Annotated in this window: 13 protein-coding genes; 8 read left to right on the top strand and 5 right to left on the bottom strand. The window is 71.5% G+C overall.

Annotation, left to right across the window (positions count from 1 at the left end):
• Positions 1 to 126 precede the first annotated feature (126 nt).
• The 3 genes from gap to tpiA are packed head-to-tail and all read left to right on the top strand — an operon-like array spanning position 127 to position 3,154.
• On the top strand, positions 127 to 1,143 hold the full coding sequence (gene gap / locus AB0H56_RS21905; protein WP_110035508.1) for a type I glyceraldehyde-3-phosphate dehydrogenase: 1,017 nt from the start codon (positions 127 to 129) through the stop codon (positions 1,141 to 1,143).
• Between the two features lie 4 nt (positions 1,144 to 1,147).
• Positions 1,148 to 2,362, top strand: a complete 1,215-nt coding sequence (locus AB0H56_RS21900; RefSeq protein ID WP_357166203.1) for a phosphoglycerate kinase — start codon at positions 1,148 to 1,150, stop codon at positions 2,360 to 2,362.
• A gap of 3 nt (positions 2,363 to 2,365) precedes the next feature.
• A complete protein-coding gene (tpiA, locus tag AB0H56_RS21895; RefSeq protein ID WP_110035506.1) occupies positions 2,366 to 3,154 on the top strand; it encodes a triose-phosphate isomerase in 789 nt (262 codons plus the stop codon).
• A 59-nt stretch (positions 3,155 to 3,213) separates the two neighbouring features.
• Here tpiA and AB0H56_RS21890 read toward each other — a convergent pair whose 3' ends face one another.
• The gene (locus AB0H56_RS21890; RefSeq protein ID WP_357166200.1) at positions 3,214 to 4,005 is read right to left on the bottom strand and encodes an META domain-containing protein; all 792 of its coding nucleotides are present in this window, start codon (positions 4,003 to 4,005) and stop codon (positions 3,214 to 3,216) included.
• Positions 4,006 to 4,100: 95 nt separating this feature from the next.
• Here AB0H56_RS21890 and AB0H56_RS21885 point away from each other — a divergent pair, with 95 nt between their 5' ends.
• Both AB0H56_RS21885 and secG read left to right on the top strand, forming a co-directional pair.
• On the top strand, positions 4,101 to 5,696 hold the full coding sequence (locus tag AB0H56_RS21885; RefSeq protein WP_357166197.1) for an MFS transporter: 1,596 nt from the start codon (positions 4,101 to 4,103) through the stop codon (positions 5,694 to 5,696).
• A 34-nt stretch (positions 5,697 to 5,730) separates the two neighbouring features.
• Positions 5,731 to 5,964 carry a preprotein translocase subunit SecG gene (gene secG, locus AB0H56_RS21880; protein ID WP_110036060.1) on the top strand — a complete coding sequence of 78 codons (234 nt, stop codon included), beginning with the start codon at positions 5,731 to 5,733 and terminating at the stop codon, positions 5,962 to 5,964.
• A gap of 2 nt (positions 5,965 to 5,966) precedes the next feature.
• Here secG and AB0H56_RS21875 read toward each other — a convergent pair whose 3' ends face one another.
• Positions 5,967 to 8,246, bottom strand: a complete 2,280-nt coding sequence (locus AB0H56_RS21875; RefSeq protein ID WP_357166194.1) for a thiamine pyrophosphate-dependent enzyme — start codon at positions 8,244 to 8,246, stop codon at positions 5,967 to 5,969.
• A gap of 83 nt (positions 8,247 to 8,329) precedes the next feature.
• A complete protein-coding gene (locus tag AB0H56_RS21870; RefSeq protein ID WP_357166191.1) occupies positions 8,330 to 8,986 on the bottom strand; it encodes an AraC family transcriptional regulator in 657 nt (218 codons plus the stop codon).
• Positions 8,987 to 9,150: 164 nt separating this feature from the next.
• Between AB0H56_RS21870 and AB0H56_RS21865 the strand changes: the two genes are divergently transcribed.
• Complete coding sequence (locus AB0H56_RS21865) at positions 9,151 to 10,125, top strand: alpha/beta hydrolase (RefSeq protein ID WP_357166188.1); 975 nt, start codon at positions 9,151 to 9,153, stop codon at positions 10,123 to 10,125.
• 4 nt (positions 10,126 to 10,129) lie between these two features.
• Here the strand turns inward: AB0H56_RS21865 and AB0H56_RS21860 are convergent, their stop codons facing one another.
• Positions 10,130 to 10,735 (bottom strand): helix-turn-helix domain-containing protein, encoded by a 606-nt coding sequence (locus AB0H56_RS21860; RefSeq protein WP_357166185.1) that lies wholly within the window; start codon positions 10,733 to 10,735, stop codon positions 10,130 to 10,132.
• A gap of 105 nt (positions 10,736 to 10,840) precedes the next feature.
• Here AB0H56_RS21860 and AB0H56_RS21855 point away from each other — a divergent pair, with 105 nt between their 5' ends.
• The gene (locus AB0H56_RS21855; protein ID WP_357166182.1) at positions 10,841 to 12,616 is read left to right on the top strand and encodes an ABC transporter ATP-binding protein; all 1,776 of its coding nucleotides are present in this window, start codon (positions 10,841 to 10,843) and stop codon (positions 12,614 to 12,616) included.
• Positions 12,613 to 14,328, top strand: coding sequence for an ABC transporter ATP-binding protein (locus AB0H56_RS21850; protein ID WP_357166179.1), 1,716 nt, complete (start codon positions 12,613 to 12,615; stop codon positions 14,326 to 14,328). The genes AB0H56_RS21855 and AB0H56_RS21850 overlap by 4 nt, the downstream gene beginning before the upstream one ends.
• Before the next feature lie 291 nt (positions 14,329 to 14,619).
• On the opposite strand, the gene AB0H56_RS21845 is transcribed toward AB0H56_RS21850, so the two are convergent.
• Positions 14,620 to 15,360: a hypothetical protein gene (locus AB0H56_RS21845; RefSeq protein ID WP_357166176.1), complete on the bottom strand. Its 741-nt coding sequence runs from the start codon at positions 15,358 to 15,360 to the stop codon at positions 14,620 to 14,622.
• Positions 15,361 to 15,398: the final 38 nt, after the last annotated feature.

The following is a 15,398-nucleotide window of genomic DNA, read 5'->3' as shown; positions in this document are numbered from 1 at the left end:
TCTGGGCGTTCCTGGAGGTCAGGGGCCAGGGACTCACAAACCGCAGGTGGGTGTCGGTGGGGTTGGGTCGACTACTACTGTGGTGACCGTCGGAATGAATCCGCTTGAAAGCTGAGGAGCGATAACGTGACTGTCCGGGTAGGTATCAACGGCTTCGGTCGTATCGGACGTAACTTCTTCCGTGCGGTGGAGGCGCTGAAGGCTGTCGGCAAGACCGATATCGAGATCGTCGCGGTCAACGACCTCACCGACATCAACACCCTCGCCACCCTGCTGAAGTACGACTCCATCCTGGGTCGTCTGCCGCAGGACGTGTCGGTCGACGGTGACACCATCGTGGTCGGCGAGCAGCGGATCAAGGCGCTCGCGATCAAGGAGGGCCCCTCGGCGCTGCCGTGGGCCGACCTGGGCGTCGACGTGGTCGTCGAGTCCACCGGTATCTTCACCGCCGCCGAGAAGGCCAAGGGCCACCTGTCGGCCGGCGCCAAGAAGGTCATCATCTCCGCGCCCGCCACCGGCGACGACATCACCATCGTCATGGGCGTCAACGACGACAAGTACGACGGCACCCAGAACATCATCTCCAACGCCTCGTGCACCACGAACTGCCTCGGCCCGATCGCGAAGGTCCTGCACGACTCCTTCGGCATCGAGCAGGGTCTGATGACCACCATCCACGCGTACACCCAGGACCAGAACCTGCAGGACGCGCCGCACAAGGACCTGCGTCGCGCCCGCGCCGCGGCCCTGAACATCGTGCCCACCGGCACCGGTGCCGCCAAGGCCATCGGCCTGGTGCTGCCCGAGCTGCAGGGCAAGCTCGACGGCTACGCGCTGCGCGTTCCGGTCCCCACGGGCTCGGTCACCGACCTGACCGCGACCCTGACCAAGGCCGCCACCATCGACGAGATCAACGCCGCGATGAAGGCCGCCGCCGAGGGTCCGATGAAGGGCATCCTGAAGTACAACGAGGACCCGATCGTGTCGAGCGACATCGTCACCGACCCGCACTCCTCGATCTACGACGCCCCGCTGACCAAGGTCATCGGCAACGAGGTCAAGGTCGTGTCCTGGTACGACAACGAGTGGGGTTACTCCAACCGCCTCGCGAACCTGGTCGATCTCGTCGGCAAGTCGCTCTGACGCGATGACGGTTCAGACACTCCAGGATCTCCTGGCCGAGGGTGTCGAGGGTCGGGGCGTGCTCGTGCGCTCCGACCTGAACGTCCCCCTCGACGACAACGGCCAGATCACCGACCCGGGCCGGATCATCGCCTCGGTGCCGACCATCCAGGCGCTGGTCGAGGCCGGTGCCAAGGTGGTCGTGATGGCCCACCTCGGTCGTCCCAAGGGCGAGCCCGACGCCAAGTTCTCGCTGGCCCCGGTGGCCGCGAAGCTGGCCGAACTGCTGGGCCGCAATGTCCAGCTGGCCGGTGACGTGGTCGGCTACGACGCGCTCTCGCGCTCGGAGGGCCTGACCGACGGCGACGTGCTGCTGCTGGAGAACGTGCGTTTCGACGCGCGCGAGACCAGCAAGGACGACGCCGAGCGGGCGAAGCTGGCGGCGGCCTACGTCGAGCTGGTCGGGGACGACGGCGCGTTCGTCTCCGACGGTTTCGGTGTGGTGCACCGCAAGCAGGCCTCGGTCTACGACGTCGCCCAGCTGCTGCCGCACTACGCGGGCACCCTGGTCGCCGCCGAGGTCGACGTACTGCGCAAGCTCACCCAGGACCCGGCCCGCCCGTACGCGGTGGTGCTCGGCGGCTCCAAGGTCTCGGACAAGCTGGCCGTGATCGAGGCGCTGGCCCCCAAGGTCGACACCCTGGTGATCGGCGGCGGCATGTGCTTCACCTTCCTTGCCGCACAGGGCCTTTCGGTGGGCACCTCGCTGCTGCAGGAAGAGATGATCGACACCTGCAAGGAGCTGCTCGAGCGCTTCGGTGACGTGCTGCACCTGCCGGTCGACATCGTCGCGGCCGACAAGTTCGCCGCCGACGCCGACGCGAAGACGGTCGCCTCGACCGAGATCCCGGACGGCTGGATGGGCCTGGACATCGGCCCCGAGTCGGTGTCGCGGTTCGCCGCGCTGCTGACCGAGGCGAAGACGGTGTTCTGGAACGGCCCGATGGGCGTGTTCGAGTTCGAGAAGTTCGCCGCGGGCACCCGCGGGGTGGCCGAGGCCATCGTGACCGCGACCGGCAAGGGCGCGTTCACCGTGGTCGGCGGCGGTGACTCGGCCGCTGCCGTGCGCACCCTCGGCCTGCCCGAGGACGGCTTCTCGCACATCTCCACCGGTGGCGGCGCGTCCCTGGAATACCTGGAAGGCAAAGAGCTGCCCGGTATTTCGGTGCTGGAGGGCTGAGCGATGGCCGCACGCAAGCCGCTCATCGCGGGCAACTGGAAGATGAACCTCAACCACCTCGAGGCCATCGCGCTGGTGCAGAAGGTGGCCTACGCGCTGCCGGAGAAGTACTTCGCGAAGGTCGACGTGTCGGTGATCCCGCCGTTCACCGATCTGCGCAGCGTGCAGTCGGTGGTCGAGGGCGACAAGCTGCTGCTCACCTACGGTGCGCAGGACGTGTCGGTGCACGACTCGGGCGCCTACACCGGCGAGGTCAGCGGCTCGATGCTGGCCAAGCTGGGCTGCACCTTCGCGGTGGTGGGGCACTCGGAGCGTCGTCAGTACCACAACGAGGACGACGCGATCGTGCTGGCCAAGGCCAAGCAGGCGCTGAAGAACGAGATCACCCCGATCGTCTGCATCGGTGAGGGTCTCGGGGTCCGCGAGGCGGGCACCCACGTCGAGTACAACCTCGAGCAGCTGCGCGGTTCGCTGAAGGGCCTGACGGCCGAGCAGATCGCTCAGGTCGTCATCGCCTACGAGCCGGTCTGGGCGATCGGCACCGGCAAGGTCGCCTCGGCGGCCGACGCGCAGGAAGTCTGCGGCGCGATCCGGGCCGAGCTGGCCGAGCTGGCCTCGCCCGAGGTCGCCGCGACCGTGCGGGTGCTCTACGGCGGGTCGGTCAACGCCAAGAACGTCGGCGAGCTGGTCGGTCAGCCCGACATCGACGGCGCCCTGGTCGGCGGTGCCTCGCTCAAGGCGGAGGAGTTCGCCACCCTGTCGGCGATCGCCGCGGGTGGGCCGCTGCCCTGATCGGTAGCTGAAACCCCGTCGAAAGGCCGGAAACCCCAGTGGTTTCCGGCCTTTCGCGGTCACTGCGCGTGCAGGACGAGGCCGTAGCCGTTCTCGTTGCGGAGAGTGAGCGTGTCGGCGTCGACGGTGGCCGTGGTCTTGCCGTCGAGGGCGCGCAGCACGTCGTTCTCGACCTCCATCACCTCGGGGCCGCACATCATCTTGGTGGTGCCGACGGCGAAGGCCACCGCGTCGCCGGGGCCGACCCCCGCGGTGCCCGACATCCGGTTGCAGCCCGCCAGCCCGTTGACGGTGCCGCCCTCGCCGATGGTGAGGTTCGGCCGCACCTCGTCGAGGGTGGTGGACCGAACCTGGCCCTGCGGGGTGAGCAGGGTGGTGACGATCCAGGTGGTGCCGAGCAGCGGCTTGTCAGGGGTGACGATCTTCTTGTCGGTGAGATGGACGGTGACGGTCTCGCCGGTGAGGGTGAGGGTGTCGCCGTCGAGCCGCCAGGTGGGACCGGATTCGAGGAACGCGGTCTGCCAGGCGTCGGCGTTGCCGCGGTCACCGGGGCAGGCCATCAGGGTGCCCGCCAGCGGGGAGGTCGGGCGCAGGACGTGGTCGGTCAGGTCGACGGTGCCGCTGCTGGTGTTGCAGCCGGAGTTGGCCGAGACGCGGCCGTCGGCGAAGGTGAGCGTCAGCGGACCGCCGCCGGGGATGGCGCCGCCGACGACCTCGGTGGAGATGTAGGTGTGGCCCATCGGGGTGGCGGTGTCCTCCGGCGCCTTTCCGGAATCGGACGAGGAGCAGGCCGTGGCCGCGACGGTGGCGAGGACACCGAGCGCGGCGAGGCGGAGCAGGGATGCCGACATGGGGCCCATGGTAGTGCGACGGGCCACACGGCCGGTCATGCTGCGCGGGGTCGTGCGTGGCGTCGCGGGCCGGTCGCCGGGGATATGCTCGGCGGGTGACAGGCGTGGCGGCGGGACCGGTGTCGACGTGGGCGCCGTTGCGGTCGCCGGTGTACCGGGCGCTGTGGATCGCGCAGCTGGTGTCGAATCTGGGCACGTGGATGCAGACGGTCGGCGCCCAGTGGATCCTGGTCGACGCGCCGAACGCGGCGGCGCTGGTGTCGTTCGTGCAGACCGCGCTGGCCTTGCCCGTCATGTTGCTGTCCATCCCGTCCGGGGTGCTGGCCGACCTGGTCGACCGGCGCCGATTGCTCCTCGGCGCGCAGAGCGGCATGGCACTGGCCTCGCTGACCCTCACCGTGTTCACCGCGACCGGGCACACGACCCCGGCGGTCCTGTTGACCCTGCTGTTCCTGCTCGGCTGCGGGCAGGCGCTCACGGCGCCCGCGTGGCAGGCGATCCAGCCGGAACTGGTGCCGCGCGACCAGATCACCTCGGCCGCGGCGCTGGGCAGCATGAGCGTCAACATCGGCAGGGCGGTCGGACCCGCGGTGGCGGGTGTGATCGTCTCGATCGCGGGGCCCACCGTGGTGTTCGGGTTCAACACGCTGTCCTTCGTCGGGATCGTGGCGGTGCTGCTGGTGTCGAAGTGGCCCACCCGGCCGCGCACCCTGCCCAGTGAGCGACCGCTCGCCGCGCTGCAGGCGGGCACGCGGTTCATCCGTGCCGCGCCCGCGATCCGGCGGGTGCTGTTCCGCGCGATCCTGTTCATCGCGCCCGCGAGCGCGGTGTGGTCGCTGCTGCCGGTGATCGCGCACGACCGGCTGGGACTGGCCTCCGACGGCTACGGTCTGCTGCTCGGCGCGCTCGGGCTCGGCGCGGTGTGCGGCGCGCTCGGCCTGTCCCGGCTGCGGGTGCTGTTCACCCCGACCCAGCGGCTGGCGCTGGCCGCGGTGCTGTTCGGGCTCGGCGCGGTGGCGACGGCGCTGGTGCCGAGTGTGCCGATCGTGCTGGTGCTGCTGGTCGGCGCGGGACTGGCCTGGCTGCTGGCCATGTCGACGCTGAACTCCACGATGCAGTTGCTGTTGCCCGCGTGGGTGCGGGCGCGCGGGCTGTCGGTGTACATGCTGGTGTTCATGGGCGGGCAGGCCATCGGCTCGCTGCTGTGGGGCCTGGTCGCAGGCGCCTACGGCGCGGTGGCGGCGCTGCTGGTCGCGGCCGTGCTGCTGGCCTGCTGCGCGGTGAGCACGGTGTGGTGGCCGATCCGGCACAACGTGGAGGACATCGACCTGTCCCCGGCGGCGTTCTGGCCCGAACCGCAGCTCGTGGTCGAGCCCGATCCCATGGACGGGCCGGTGCTGGTGATGCGCGGCTACGATGTGCCGCCCGCCGACGTGGCCGCGTTCACCGAGGCGATGGCCCTGGTCGGGCGGTCCAGGCAGCGCACGGGCGCGATGGAATGGCGGCTCTACCGCGATGTCGGCATCCTCGACCGGTTCGTCGAGGCCTTCGTCGTGCGGTCCTGGGCCGAACACATGCACCAGCACCAGGTGCGGCTGACCGCGCGCGACCGGGAGATCGAACAGACCGTCGCGCACTGGTCGGCCGGTGCCGCGACGGTCTCCCACCTGGTCGCGGTCGAGCCTGGTTAGACCCATCGGGCGTCGACCCCATAGGATGGACGCCATGTCGCTGTTCCTCGATATCCTCCTTGTGATCACCAGCGTGCTGTTGGTGCTGCTGGTGCTGTTGCACCGCGCCAAGGGTGGCGGCTTGTCCAGCCTGTTCGGTGGCGGCGTGCAGTCGAGCCTGTCCGGCTCCACCGTGGTCGAGAAGAACCTCGACCGGGTCACCATCTTCGTCGGTCTCGTCTGGCTGATCTCGATCCTCGGCATCGGCCTGGAGATCAAGTTCGCCTGAGCTCAGCGCTCCGGCGCCGTCATCCGCAGCGCGGCCGACTCGATCTCGGCTTCGCCCAGCAGCACGGTGTCGGCGGCGGGCCCGAGGGGAACGAAGCTGTCCGCGCTGGTGACGCGGGCGAGCGCGCCCGCATAGCCCGCATCGATCAGCGCCGCGTACACCGACTCCGACACCCCACCCCCGCGCCGGGTCTCGTCGGCGACCAGCACGCGCCCGGTCGCGGCGGCGTGCTCGAGCAGATCCCGCACCGGCAGCGGGTTGAGCCAGCGTAGGTCGAGCACCCTGGCCCGGACGCCGCGGGCGGCCAGGCGGTCCGCCACCCGCAGCGACATCGGCACCCCGTTACCGAACGTGACGAGGGTGAGGTCGGTGCCGTCACCGTACACGCGGGCGCTGCCGATCGGCACATGCCCGGAAGACGGTGCGGCGAGCCATGATTCGTCGCCCGGATGCAGGTCCCTGGTGTGGTAGAGCGCGATCGGTTCCACGAACAGGCACACCCGGCCGTCCACCCTGGCCGCCGAAACGCAGGTGCGCAGCATGGCCGCGGCGTCGTCGGCGCGCGCGGGCACCGCCAGCACCACGCCCGGGATGTCCCGCAGGGCCGCCAGCGAGTCGTCGTTGTGGAAATGGCCGCCGAAACCCTTCTGGTAGGCGAGGCCGGCGATGCGCACGACCATCGGGTTGCGATACTGCCCGTTCGAGAAGAACGACAGCGTCGCCGCCTCGCCGCGGATCTGGTCGGCGGCGTTGTGCACGTAGGCCAGGTACTGGATCTCCGGGATCGGAACGAATCCGGCGAGCGCGGTACCCAGCGCGGTGCCGAGGACGGCCTGCTCGTCGAGCAGGGTGTCGAAGACGCGACGGGCGCCGAAACGTTTGCGCAGCCCCTTGGTGACGCCGTACACGCCGCCCTTGCGGCCGACGTCCTCGCCGAAGACCAGGACGTCGCGATCTCTGGCCAGCAGCTCACCGAGGGTGTGGTTGATAGCCTGCGCGAGGGTCATCACGGGAGGGCGCGTATCGGTGCCCGCGGCCCCGGCCTGCGGGCCCTCGGCTGTTCGCGAACCGCCGGGTGTCCCGTCCCCGAAGCTCGGCGTGGCCGGGGATCCCGCCCGCTGACCGCGCGGCCCGGCGACCTCGCCGGGTGACCACGACCGCACCACCTCCGCGCGCACGGCGTCCGGCCGGGCGGGCGCGAGTGGGGCGATGACCGCCGCCGCGGAGTCGAGCCGCGACTCGCGCACGACCTCCTCGGCGGTCGCGCGCACCTGTGCGCCGATGCGGTCGTAGCGTTCGAGCAGTTCGGGCGCCTCGGCCAGGCCTGTGGCGTGCAGATGGCGGGCGGTCCCGAGCAGCGGATCGCGGGCCAGATCGGCGGCCAGCTCCGCCGGACCGCGATAGGCCGCCTCGACATCGGAGCCGGCGTGTCCGCCGAGGCGCACCGTGCGCAGGTGCAGGAAAACCGGGGTCCGCCAGGTGCGGGCCAGCTGGACCGCGTCGTCGGCGGCGCCGAGTACGTCGGGCAGGTCGCAGCCGTCCGCGGCCAGATAGGTCAGGCCGGGGCGGGGGCCGTAGGCGCTCTCGATCCAGTCCGGGGGAGTGGGCACGCTGATGCCGAGACCGTTGTCCTCGCAGACGAACACGATCGGCATCGGCACACCCTGCGCCGCCGCGTGCACCGCGGCGTTGATCGCGCCCGTCGCGGTGGAGTGGTTGGCCGAGGCGTCACCGAAACTGCACACCACCACCGCGTCGGCGGGCCACGGGCACCGAACCCCTTGGCGCGCCGCGCGATCCAGCGCGAACGCGAGGCCGACCGCGCGCGGCAGCTGGGAGGCGATGGTCGAGGTCTGCGGAATGATCGAGGCGGCCTTGCTGCCGAACACCTTGTGCCTGCCGCCGGAGATCGGATCGGCCGCCGCCGCGACCACGCCGAGCAGCACGTCACGAACCGGGTCGAGGCCGGGAATCCGCCGGCAACGCTGCACGAAGAACGCCCCGGACCGATAGTGCAGCAGCGCCGGATCGTCGACACGCAGCGCGGCGGCCACCGCGGCGTTGCCCTCGTGCCCGGCCGAGCCGATGCTGTAGTACCCGCGCCCGGCCGCGCCGAGCCGGCGCGCCGCCAGATCGAGATGCCTGCTGGTGGCCTGGGATTCGAACAGGTCGAGCGCGTCGGCGGTGGCGAGGGTGGGGGCGGCGTCGGAACGGGCGTAGACCGCGAGCCCGGTCAGCGCGGTCCGCAACGCCGTGTCCATGTCGAGCGAACTCCGCACCATCGCACCCACTCCTCGCCCGCCGTCGATTCGTTCAGCATCCCGATGCTAGGCGCTCGGCGCCCGCGGGCCGGGGTAATCGGCGCTCAGCCGGGTGGGCTGACGTCGAACCGGACGTCGTGGCGCAGCAGCCGGCTGACCGGGGCGCCGAACATCCGATGGACCGTCTCGCTGAAGTGGGAGGGCGTGGCGAACCCGGCGTCGACCGCGCAGCGGGTGAGGTCGTGGCCGTCGGCGATGCCGCGCAGGGCGTGGATCATCCTGGCCCACTGCTGATACCGGCGGAAGGTGGTCCCGCACTGCTGGGCGAACAGGCGCAGGAAATGCGAGGTGGACAGGTCGAGGCGCGCGGCGACCACCTCGGCCCGGTACGTGTGCCGAGGGTGTCGCCGGATCGCCGCGGCCACCGCGTCGATCCGTGGATCGACCGGCCGCGTCCGGCCCGCGACGAGCAGGCCGAAGATCTCATCCGGGTCGACCTCGGGGCCCGCGCACAGGTCGATCAGCGCGCGTTCGCGGCGGTGCCCGAGCCCGAAAGGCCCGACGGCGCTGGTCATCTCGGCGGCGATCGCGGCCGCGGGCGAGTCGGCGACATCGACGAACATCAACAGGATCGGGTCGTCGCGCGAGTTCACCCTGTGTACCGCCCGCGCCGGGGCGAGCGCGCTGCGGGCCACGATCTCGCCGTGCGTGGCGGTCTCGAGGACGAACGGCCCGGTCAACCCCACACTCAGCACCGCCACCGACGTCGAATGCGGATCGACACCGAGCTCTAGTCCGAGATAGCCGGCATGCCCGGGCCGGATCCAGACCAGCGGCGACCGCGCGAGACCGCACGTTTCCGAAAGCGCGGCACCGGGCCCGCCTGTCACCGTAGCGCTACACCGATCCATCAGGAGGACCCGTCATGCGAGGCAGAATTCCCCGGCGAATGCGGATGCTGGCCGCACTCCGGCCCGAACCCGACTGGGACACGATCACCGCGGCTGATCTCGTGGAACTGCGTGCGGCGCAAGCGAAAGTGCTGCGGTCGCCCCTGGGTGTGCTGGTGCGCGGCCGCACCGATCGGGGCGTGCTGATCTCGACGCAGACGCTCGAGCTGCCGGGACGCGCGGTCGACGTGCGCGTCTACCGGCCGCGCCGCGTCGAGGGCACGCCGCCGTTGATCCTCGCCTTCCACGGCGGCGGGCTGATCGTCGGTACGCCGGCCCAGGACGACTGGCTGCTCAGCCACCTGGCCGCGCGCTGCGGTGCCGTGGTCGTGTCGGTGGACTACCGGCTGGCGCCCGAACATCCGGTCCCCGCGCCGGTGCACGACGCCTACGACGCCTTCGCCCACCTCGTCGACCGGGCCGAACAGTGGGGGATCGATCCGCACCGGGTCGCGCTGCTCGGCTCGAGCGCGGGCGCCACCCTCGCGGCGCTCACCGCGATCCACGCCGTGGCACAGGGCCGCACGGTGCGCACGCAGGTGCTGATCAACCCGCAGCTGGACTGGACCGACGCCACCTTCGAATACCCGTCGTTCACCGAGAATGCCGACGCCCCGACCGCGACACCCGCCAATTGCCGTGCCGCGCAGCGGATCGCGCTGCCGCCCTCGTTCGACTCTGCGGCGATCTCGCCACTGCACCACCGCGACCTCGCCGGGGTCGCGCCCGCGCTGATCGTCTCCGCCGGGCTCGACACCCTCGAGGACCACTCGCCCGCCTACGCCGCCCGCCTGCGCGAGGCGAACGTGGCGGTGACGCTGACCCGCCACGCCGAGGCGACCCACGCGTTCCTGAGCATGCCGGGGCTGGTCCCCGCGGCGCGGCCCGCGCGCGCGGAGATCCGCACCCATCTGGTCGACCACCTGGCCCGGGTGCGGGTCCCGCGGTGAACGGTCAGCGCGCGTCGGCATCGGCCGGCCACAGCGCGCGCAGCGGGCGCAGGCTGTCCTCGACGGACTCGGCGACGGAGCGGTCCTCGCCGTCGAGGAACCACTGCTCGAGGGCGGCGAGATAGCCGAAGATCAGCGCGTTGGTGGCGACGCGCGCCTGCGCCTCGGTGAATCGGCCGGTCGCGGCGAGTATCGGGGTGAGCCGCTGGCTCGTCCGGTCCGCCGAGGCGTAGGCGGCGCGGCGCACCGAGGGCTCGGTGAAGTGGTAGCGCAGACTGCGGCGCCACGGGCTGGGATCGCCTGTGCCGGAGTCGGAGGTGGCCGGCGCGGACTCGTACTCGCGCACCGACGCCAGCAGGCTGCCGATGGGGTCACCCGGGTCGACGACGCGTTCGAGGTCGGCGTCGCTGAGATTGTCGAACTCGTCGGCCACGATGATGCCCTCCTTGGTGCCGAAGAGCCGGTAGACCGTCGACGGGGAGACCTCGGCGGCGGCCGCGATCTCGTCGATGGTCACCGCGGCGAAGCCCTTCTCGTCGAACAGGTCGAGGGCGCGTTCCTGGACGGTGTGCATGGCCTTGAGCCGCCACCGTTCGCGAAGTCCGGTCATGCGAGCAGATTATCAGGGAGTAGCTGTCTTCAGACATTGACTGTCTGATACGAGAATCGTAGAGTCACTCGCTACAGACAGTGACTTTCTGAACTGGGGTGTGCGATGACGACAATCGAACGTGCCGAGCAGGCGGTGCGGTCCGCGCCGCCGGATACCGGGGGACTCGCGACACTCGTGCGCCCCCATGCCCCCGGCTTCGCGACCGTGGTGGTCCTGCAGGTCATCGGCGCGGTCGCCGGATTGGCGCCGCTGCTCGCGGTGGTCGAGGTGGGCCGGCTGCTGCTCTCGCCGGGGCCGGTCGACGCGGACCGGGTGTGGGCGGCCGTGGCGATCGGCGCGCTCGGGCTGCTCGTGCGGCTCGTGTTCACCGCCGCCTCCTCCGGCCTCGGCCATGTGCTCGACAGCCGCGTCCAGCTGTCGTTGCGGCGCAGGCTGGCCGCGCATCTGGGACGCGTGCCGATCGGCTGGTTCTCCCGGCGCCGGACCGGCGAGCTGGCCAAGGTCGTCGGCGACGACGTGAGCGCGGTGCATCCGTTCTTCGCGCACGCGCCCGGTGAACTGGTCTCGGCGTTCGTGGTGCCGCTGGTCTCGCTGGTCTACCTGCTCACCGTCGACTGGCGGCTCACGCTGATCACGCTGATCCCCGTGGCGCTCGCGGTGGCGCACGTGCCGCTGCTGATGCTGCCCGCCAGGGAACGCGAACAGCGCGAGTTCGACGCCGCGATGGGCCGCATCGCCGACTCGGTGGTGGAGTTCGTCCAGGGCATCGCCGTCGTCAAAGCCTTCGGCGGCGGCGACCGCGCCCATCGCCGATTCCGCACGGCCGCCGACGAATTCGCCGATACCTTCCTGCGCTGGGTGCGCGGTCTCGCGCCGATCGCCGCCGGGATGCAGCTGGCCTTCTCGCCGCCGTTCGTGCTGCTGATCGTGCTGATCGGTGGGACCTTCCTGATCACCCGGGGTGGGCTGGCGCCCGCCGATCTGCTGCCGTTCCTGCTGCTCGGCCTCGGACTCACCGCGCCGGTCGCGGCACTCGGGCACGGCTTCGACGATCTGCAGGCGGCCGGTCGCGCGGTCGGGCGGATCCGCGACGTGCTCGCCGTCGAACCGCTGCCCGAACCCGCCAGGTCGGTCCCGCCGCGCGGGCACCGGGTGGAGCTGCGCGACGTGCGATTCGGCTACGACGCCGACCACGAGGTGCTGCGCGGCATCGACCTGGTGCTCGAGCCGGGCACGGTGACCGCGCTGGTCGGGCGCTCCGGCAGCGGGAAATCCACACTCGCCCACCTGCTTCTGCGGTTCTTCGATCCGACCGGCGGCTCCGTGCTCCTCGGTGGCGTCGATCTGCGGGAGATCGGCGGTCAGCGGCTCTACCGGTCGGTCTCGTTCGTGTTCCAGGACGTCCGCCTGCTGCGGGCCACGGTGGCCGACAACATCGCGCTCGCGGTGCCGCACGCCGACCGGGCGCAGGTGGTCGAGGCGGCGCGGCTGGCGGAGATTCACGACCGGATCCTGGAGCTGCCGCACGGCTACGACACCGTGCTCGGCGAACAGGCCGGGTTGTCCGGCGGTGAGGCGCAACGCCTCGCGCTCGCCCGCGCCCTGCTCGCCGACACCCCCGTCCTGGTGCTCGACGAGGCCACCGCCTTCGCCGACCCGCGCACCGAACAAGCGCTGCGCCGTGCGGTGGCGAGCGGCCGGGGCGACCGCACCGTGCTGATCATCGCCCATCGGCACGAGACAGTCGCCGACGCCGACACCGTCGTCCTGCTCGACGGCGGAGTGATCGTCGAGCACGGCGATCCCGCGCGGCTCTCGGCCGAGGGCGGCCCGTTCGCCGAGTTCTGGCAGACCCATCGAGGAAGCGAGTTGTCATGATCCGCACGTTGCTCCGCGTGCTCGGCCACCAGTACGCCGGTCCGGTCCGCCGCGCCGTGGTGCTGATGAGCGTCGCCGCGGTGGTGGAGGGACTGTCCGCGCTGCTGCTGGTGCCCGTGCTCCGGGAACTGTTCGGCGGCGAGCCCACCCGCGCCTGGCCCTGGCTGATCGCCTTCGGCGCCGGCGTCGCGCTCTACGCGGGGTTGCGCTACCTCGCCGACTTGGCCGGGTTCCGGGCCGGAACAACCCTGCTGCGCGGGACCTATCACCGGCTCGGTGACCACTTGGCGCGGCTGCCGATCGGCTGGTACGGGCCGGAGCGGGTCGGTGCGGTGTCGGCGCTCGCCAGCCGCGGTGTCCTCGAGGCCATGGGGGTGATCGCGCATCTGCTGGCGCCGTTCGTCACCGCCACGCTGACCCCGCTGACGATCGTGGTCGTCATGGCCGTCTACGACTGGCGGCTCGGGCTGGCCGCGGCGCTCGCGGTCCCGCTCGTCGCGGCGATCCAGGCCTGGTCGGGGCGCGCGATGGCCACCGCCGACGTCGAACGCCACGACCGCGACCAGCAGGCCGCGGGCCGCGTCATCGAATATCTGCAGGCCCAGCCCGTGTTGCGGGCAGGCGGGCGCGCCGCGGAGCGCTTCGACCTGCTCGATGACGCGCTGCGGGGCATCCAGCGCTCCACCCACCGCTCGGTGCGGTCGGCGCTGCCCGGCATGGTCGGGCTCACGCTCGTCGTGCAGGCGATGTTCACCGTCCTGCTCGCGCTCGGCGTGTACCTCGCGCTCGGCGGCGGCCTCGGCGTGGCCGAGCTGCTGGCGATGCTGGTGCTGGCCGCCCGCTGCGCCGAACCGCTGCTGTCGCTGGCCGATCTCGGCGGCAAGCTCCGCAGCGCCCGCTCCCAGCTGGACCGCCTCGACGCCCTGCTGCGCACCGAACCGCTCCCCGAACCCGTCGACCCGATCCACCCCGAGCGCCACGATCTGGCCTTCGACGCCGTCACCTTCCGGCACGAGAACCGCACGGTGCTCGACGGACTCACGCTGAGCGTGCCGCAGGGCGCGCGGTACGCGATCGTCGGCCCGTCCGGCGCGGGCAAGAGCACACTGCTGCACCTGCTCGCCCGGTTCCACGACGTGCACGCGGGCGCGGTGCGGTTCGGCGGTGTGGACGTCCGCGACATCGACACCGCCACCCTGATGTCGCGGGTGGCGATCGTGTTCCAGGACGTCTACCTGTTCGACGGCACGATCGAGGACAACATCCGCCTCGGCCGCCCCGGCGCGAGCACCGCCGAGGTGCGGGCCGCGGCGACCGCGGCCCGGCTGGACGAGGTGATCGAGCGACTGCCCGGCGGTTGGTCGGCCGCGGTCGGCGAGGGCGGCGCGCTGCTCTCCGGCGGTGAGCGCCAACGGGTTTCGATCGCCCGCGCGTTGCTGAAGAACGCTCCGGTCGTGCTGCTCGACGAGGTGACCTCGGCGCTCGACCCGGTCAACGAGGCGGCCGTGCACGAGGGCATCGAGCGTTTGATGCGGGGGCGCACCGTCGTGATGGTGGCGCATCGGTTGAACACCGTCCGCACCGCCGACCACGTCGTCTTCCTCGACGGTGGACGGATCGCGGAACAGGGCACGCACGACGAACTGCTCGCCGCGGACGGCAGGTACGCCGAGTTCTGGAACATCGCCACCGCCCCGGTGTCCGGCGCCTGACATGCCACGCGGCTGCCAGGGCGACTCGGCGGCTGCGCGGAACAGCACGAGGCCTCGGCGGGCAGCGAAGTCCGCCCGATCGTTGGTCGAAAGGCTGAGGGCCACGGTGCGATTGCATAGCGCCCCGGTGTCCGCCGCGTGACACGCCACGCGGTTGTCGGGGCGACTCGGCACCCGGCAAGGCCTCGGCGGGCTGCGACGCCCGCCGGATCGTCGGTCGAAAGGCTGAGGGCCACCGTACGTTCGCGGCGGGCGGTACGTGCCCGGCGTCCAGTTCGTCTGGCGTCTGCCCTAACCGGCTTGTGCCGCGATCTCCCGCGGCACCACCCACAGTGCCTCGGCGGCCGCGCAGAGTTCGCCGTCTCGGGTCGACAGGGCCACACCCACCGTGAACTTGCGGCCCTCGCTGTGGATCGCCCAGGCGTGCGAGAGGTATTCGGCGCCGGCCAGGACCGGCTGGTGCATGGTGGCGGTGAGGGCGGCGGTCACCGCGCCGCGGGCCATGTCCTGGAACACCCAGGCTGCGATGCCACCGGGGCAGTCGAGGGCGGACCAGACGATCTCCGGCGGCAGCTCGCCGTCAGCGTCGGCGAGGCCGTGATCCGGGGTCCAGGCGGCGGCCACGACGGAACTGTCTGGCACCGGCCATGGGAACAACCGCAACCCGTGGCCGGGCGCGCACTCGACACCGCACCCGAAGCAGTCGGTGGCGGGGCGTTTCGGACTGGCCAGCGCGGATTCGGTCGCCCGCTTCGCATCCGACCAGGAGGGAGTGGGCGCGACCGCGAGCGACGCCGTGGCGGGGGCGGACCGGGCCAGCACGGTGCCGTCCGCGCCGGACAGGCTCACTGACCCGGAGTCCCCGGCGGACACCGCGATCGGCGTGCCGATCGGCACCGCGCTCCGGAAGTCGACGCGCACCGTGTCGGCCCCGGACCGGCGGGCCAGCATCCCGGCCACGTAGCCGCCGAAGGCCACCTGCGGATAGCCGTGGATGTGCTCCGGAATCGTCACCGTCTCGGTCTGGCTCATCACTGTGGTCACCCTTCGGCCGGTCGAATGTCCTCGAC

Source organism: Nocardia sp. NPDC050717, from assembly GCF_040654275.1.
Taxonomy (GTDB): domain Bacteria; phylum Actinomycetota; class Actinomycetes; order Mycobacteriales; family Mycobacteriaceae; genus Nocardia.
This window is presented reverse-complemented; position numbering and strand designations above follow the sequence as displayed.

Bases quoted from the DNA above. Each gene is read 5' to 3' on its own strand.
- AB0H56_RS21845 (WP_357166176.1), bottom strand. From the start codon at position 15,360: ATGAGCCAGACCGAGACGGTGACGATTCCGGAGCACATCCACGGCTAT.
- AB0H56_RS21855 (WP_357166182.1), top strand. From the start codon at position 10,841: ATGACGACAATCGAACGTGCCGAGCAGGCGGTGCGGTCCGCGCCGCCG.
- AB0H56_RS21900 (WP_357166203.1), top strand. From the start codon at position 1,148: ATGACGGTTCAGACACTCCAGGATCTCCTGGCCGAGGGTGTCGAGGGT.
- AB0H56_RS21890 (WP_357166200.1), bottom strand. From the start codon at position 4,005: ATGTCGGCATCCCTGCTCCGCCTCGCCGCGCTCGGTGTCCTCGCCACC.
- AB0H56_RS21850 (WP_357166179.1), top strand. From the start codon at position 12,613: ATGATCCGCACGTTGCTCCGCGTGCTCGGCCACCAGTACGCCGGTCCG.
- AB0H56_RS21875 (WP_357166194.1), bottom strand. From the start codon at position 8,246: ATGGTGCGGAGTTCGCTCGACATGGACACGGCGTTGCGGACCGCGCTG.
- AB0H56_RS21865 (WP_357166188.1), top strand. From the start codon at position 9,151: ATGCGAGGCAGAATTCCCCGGCGAATGCGGATGCTGGCCGCACTCCGG.
- tpiA (WP_110035506.1), top strand. From the start codon at position 2,366: ATGGCCGCACGCAAGCCGCTCATCGCGGGCAACTGGAAGATGAACCTC.
- secG (WP_110036060.1), top strand. From the start codon at position 5,731: ATGTCGCTGTTCCTCGATATCCTCCTTGTGATCACCAGCGTGCTGTTG.
- AB0H56_RS21860 (WP_357166185.1), bottom strand. From the start codon at position 10,735: ATGACCGGACTTCGCGAACGGTGGCGGCTCAAGGCCATGCACACCGTC.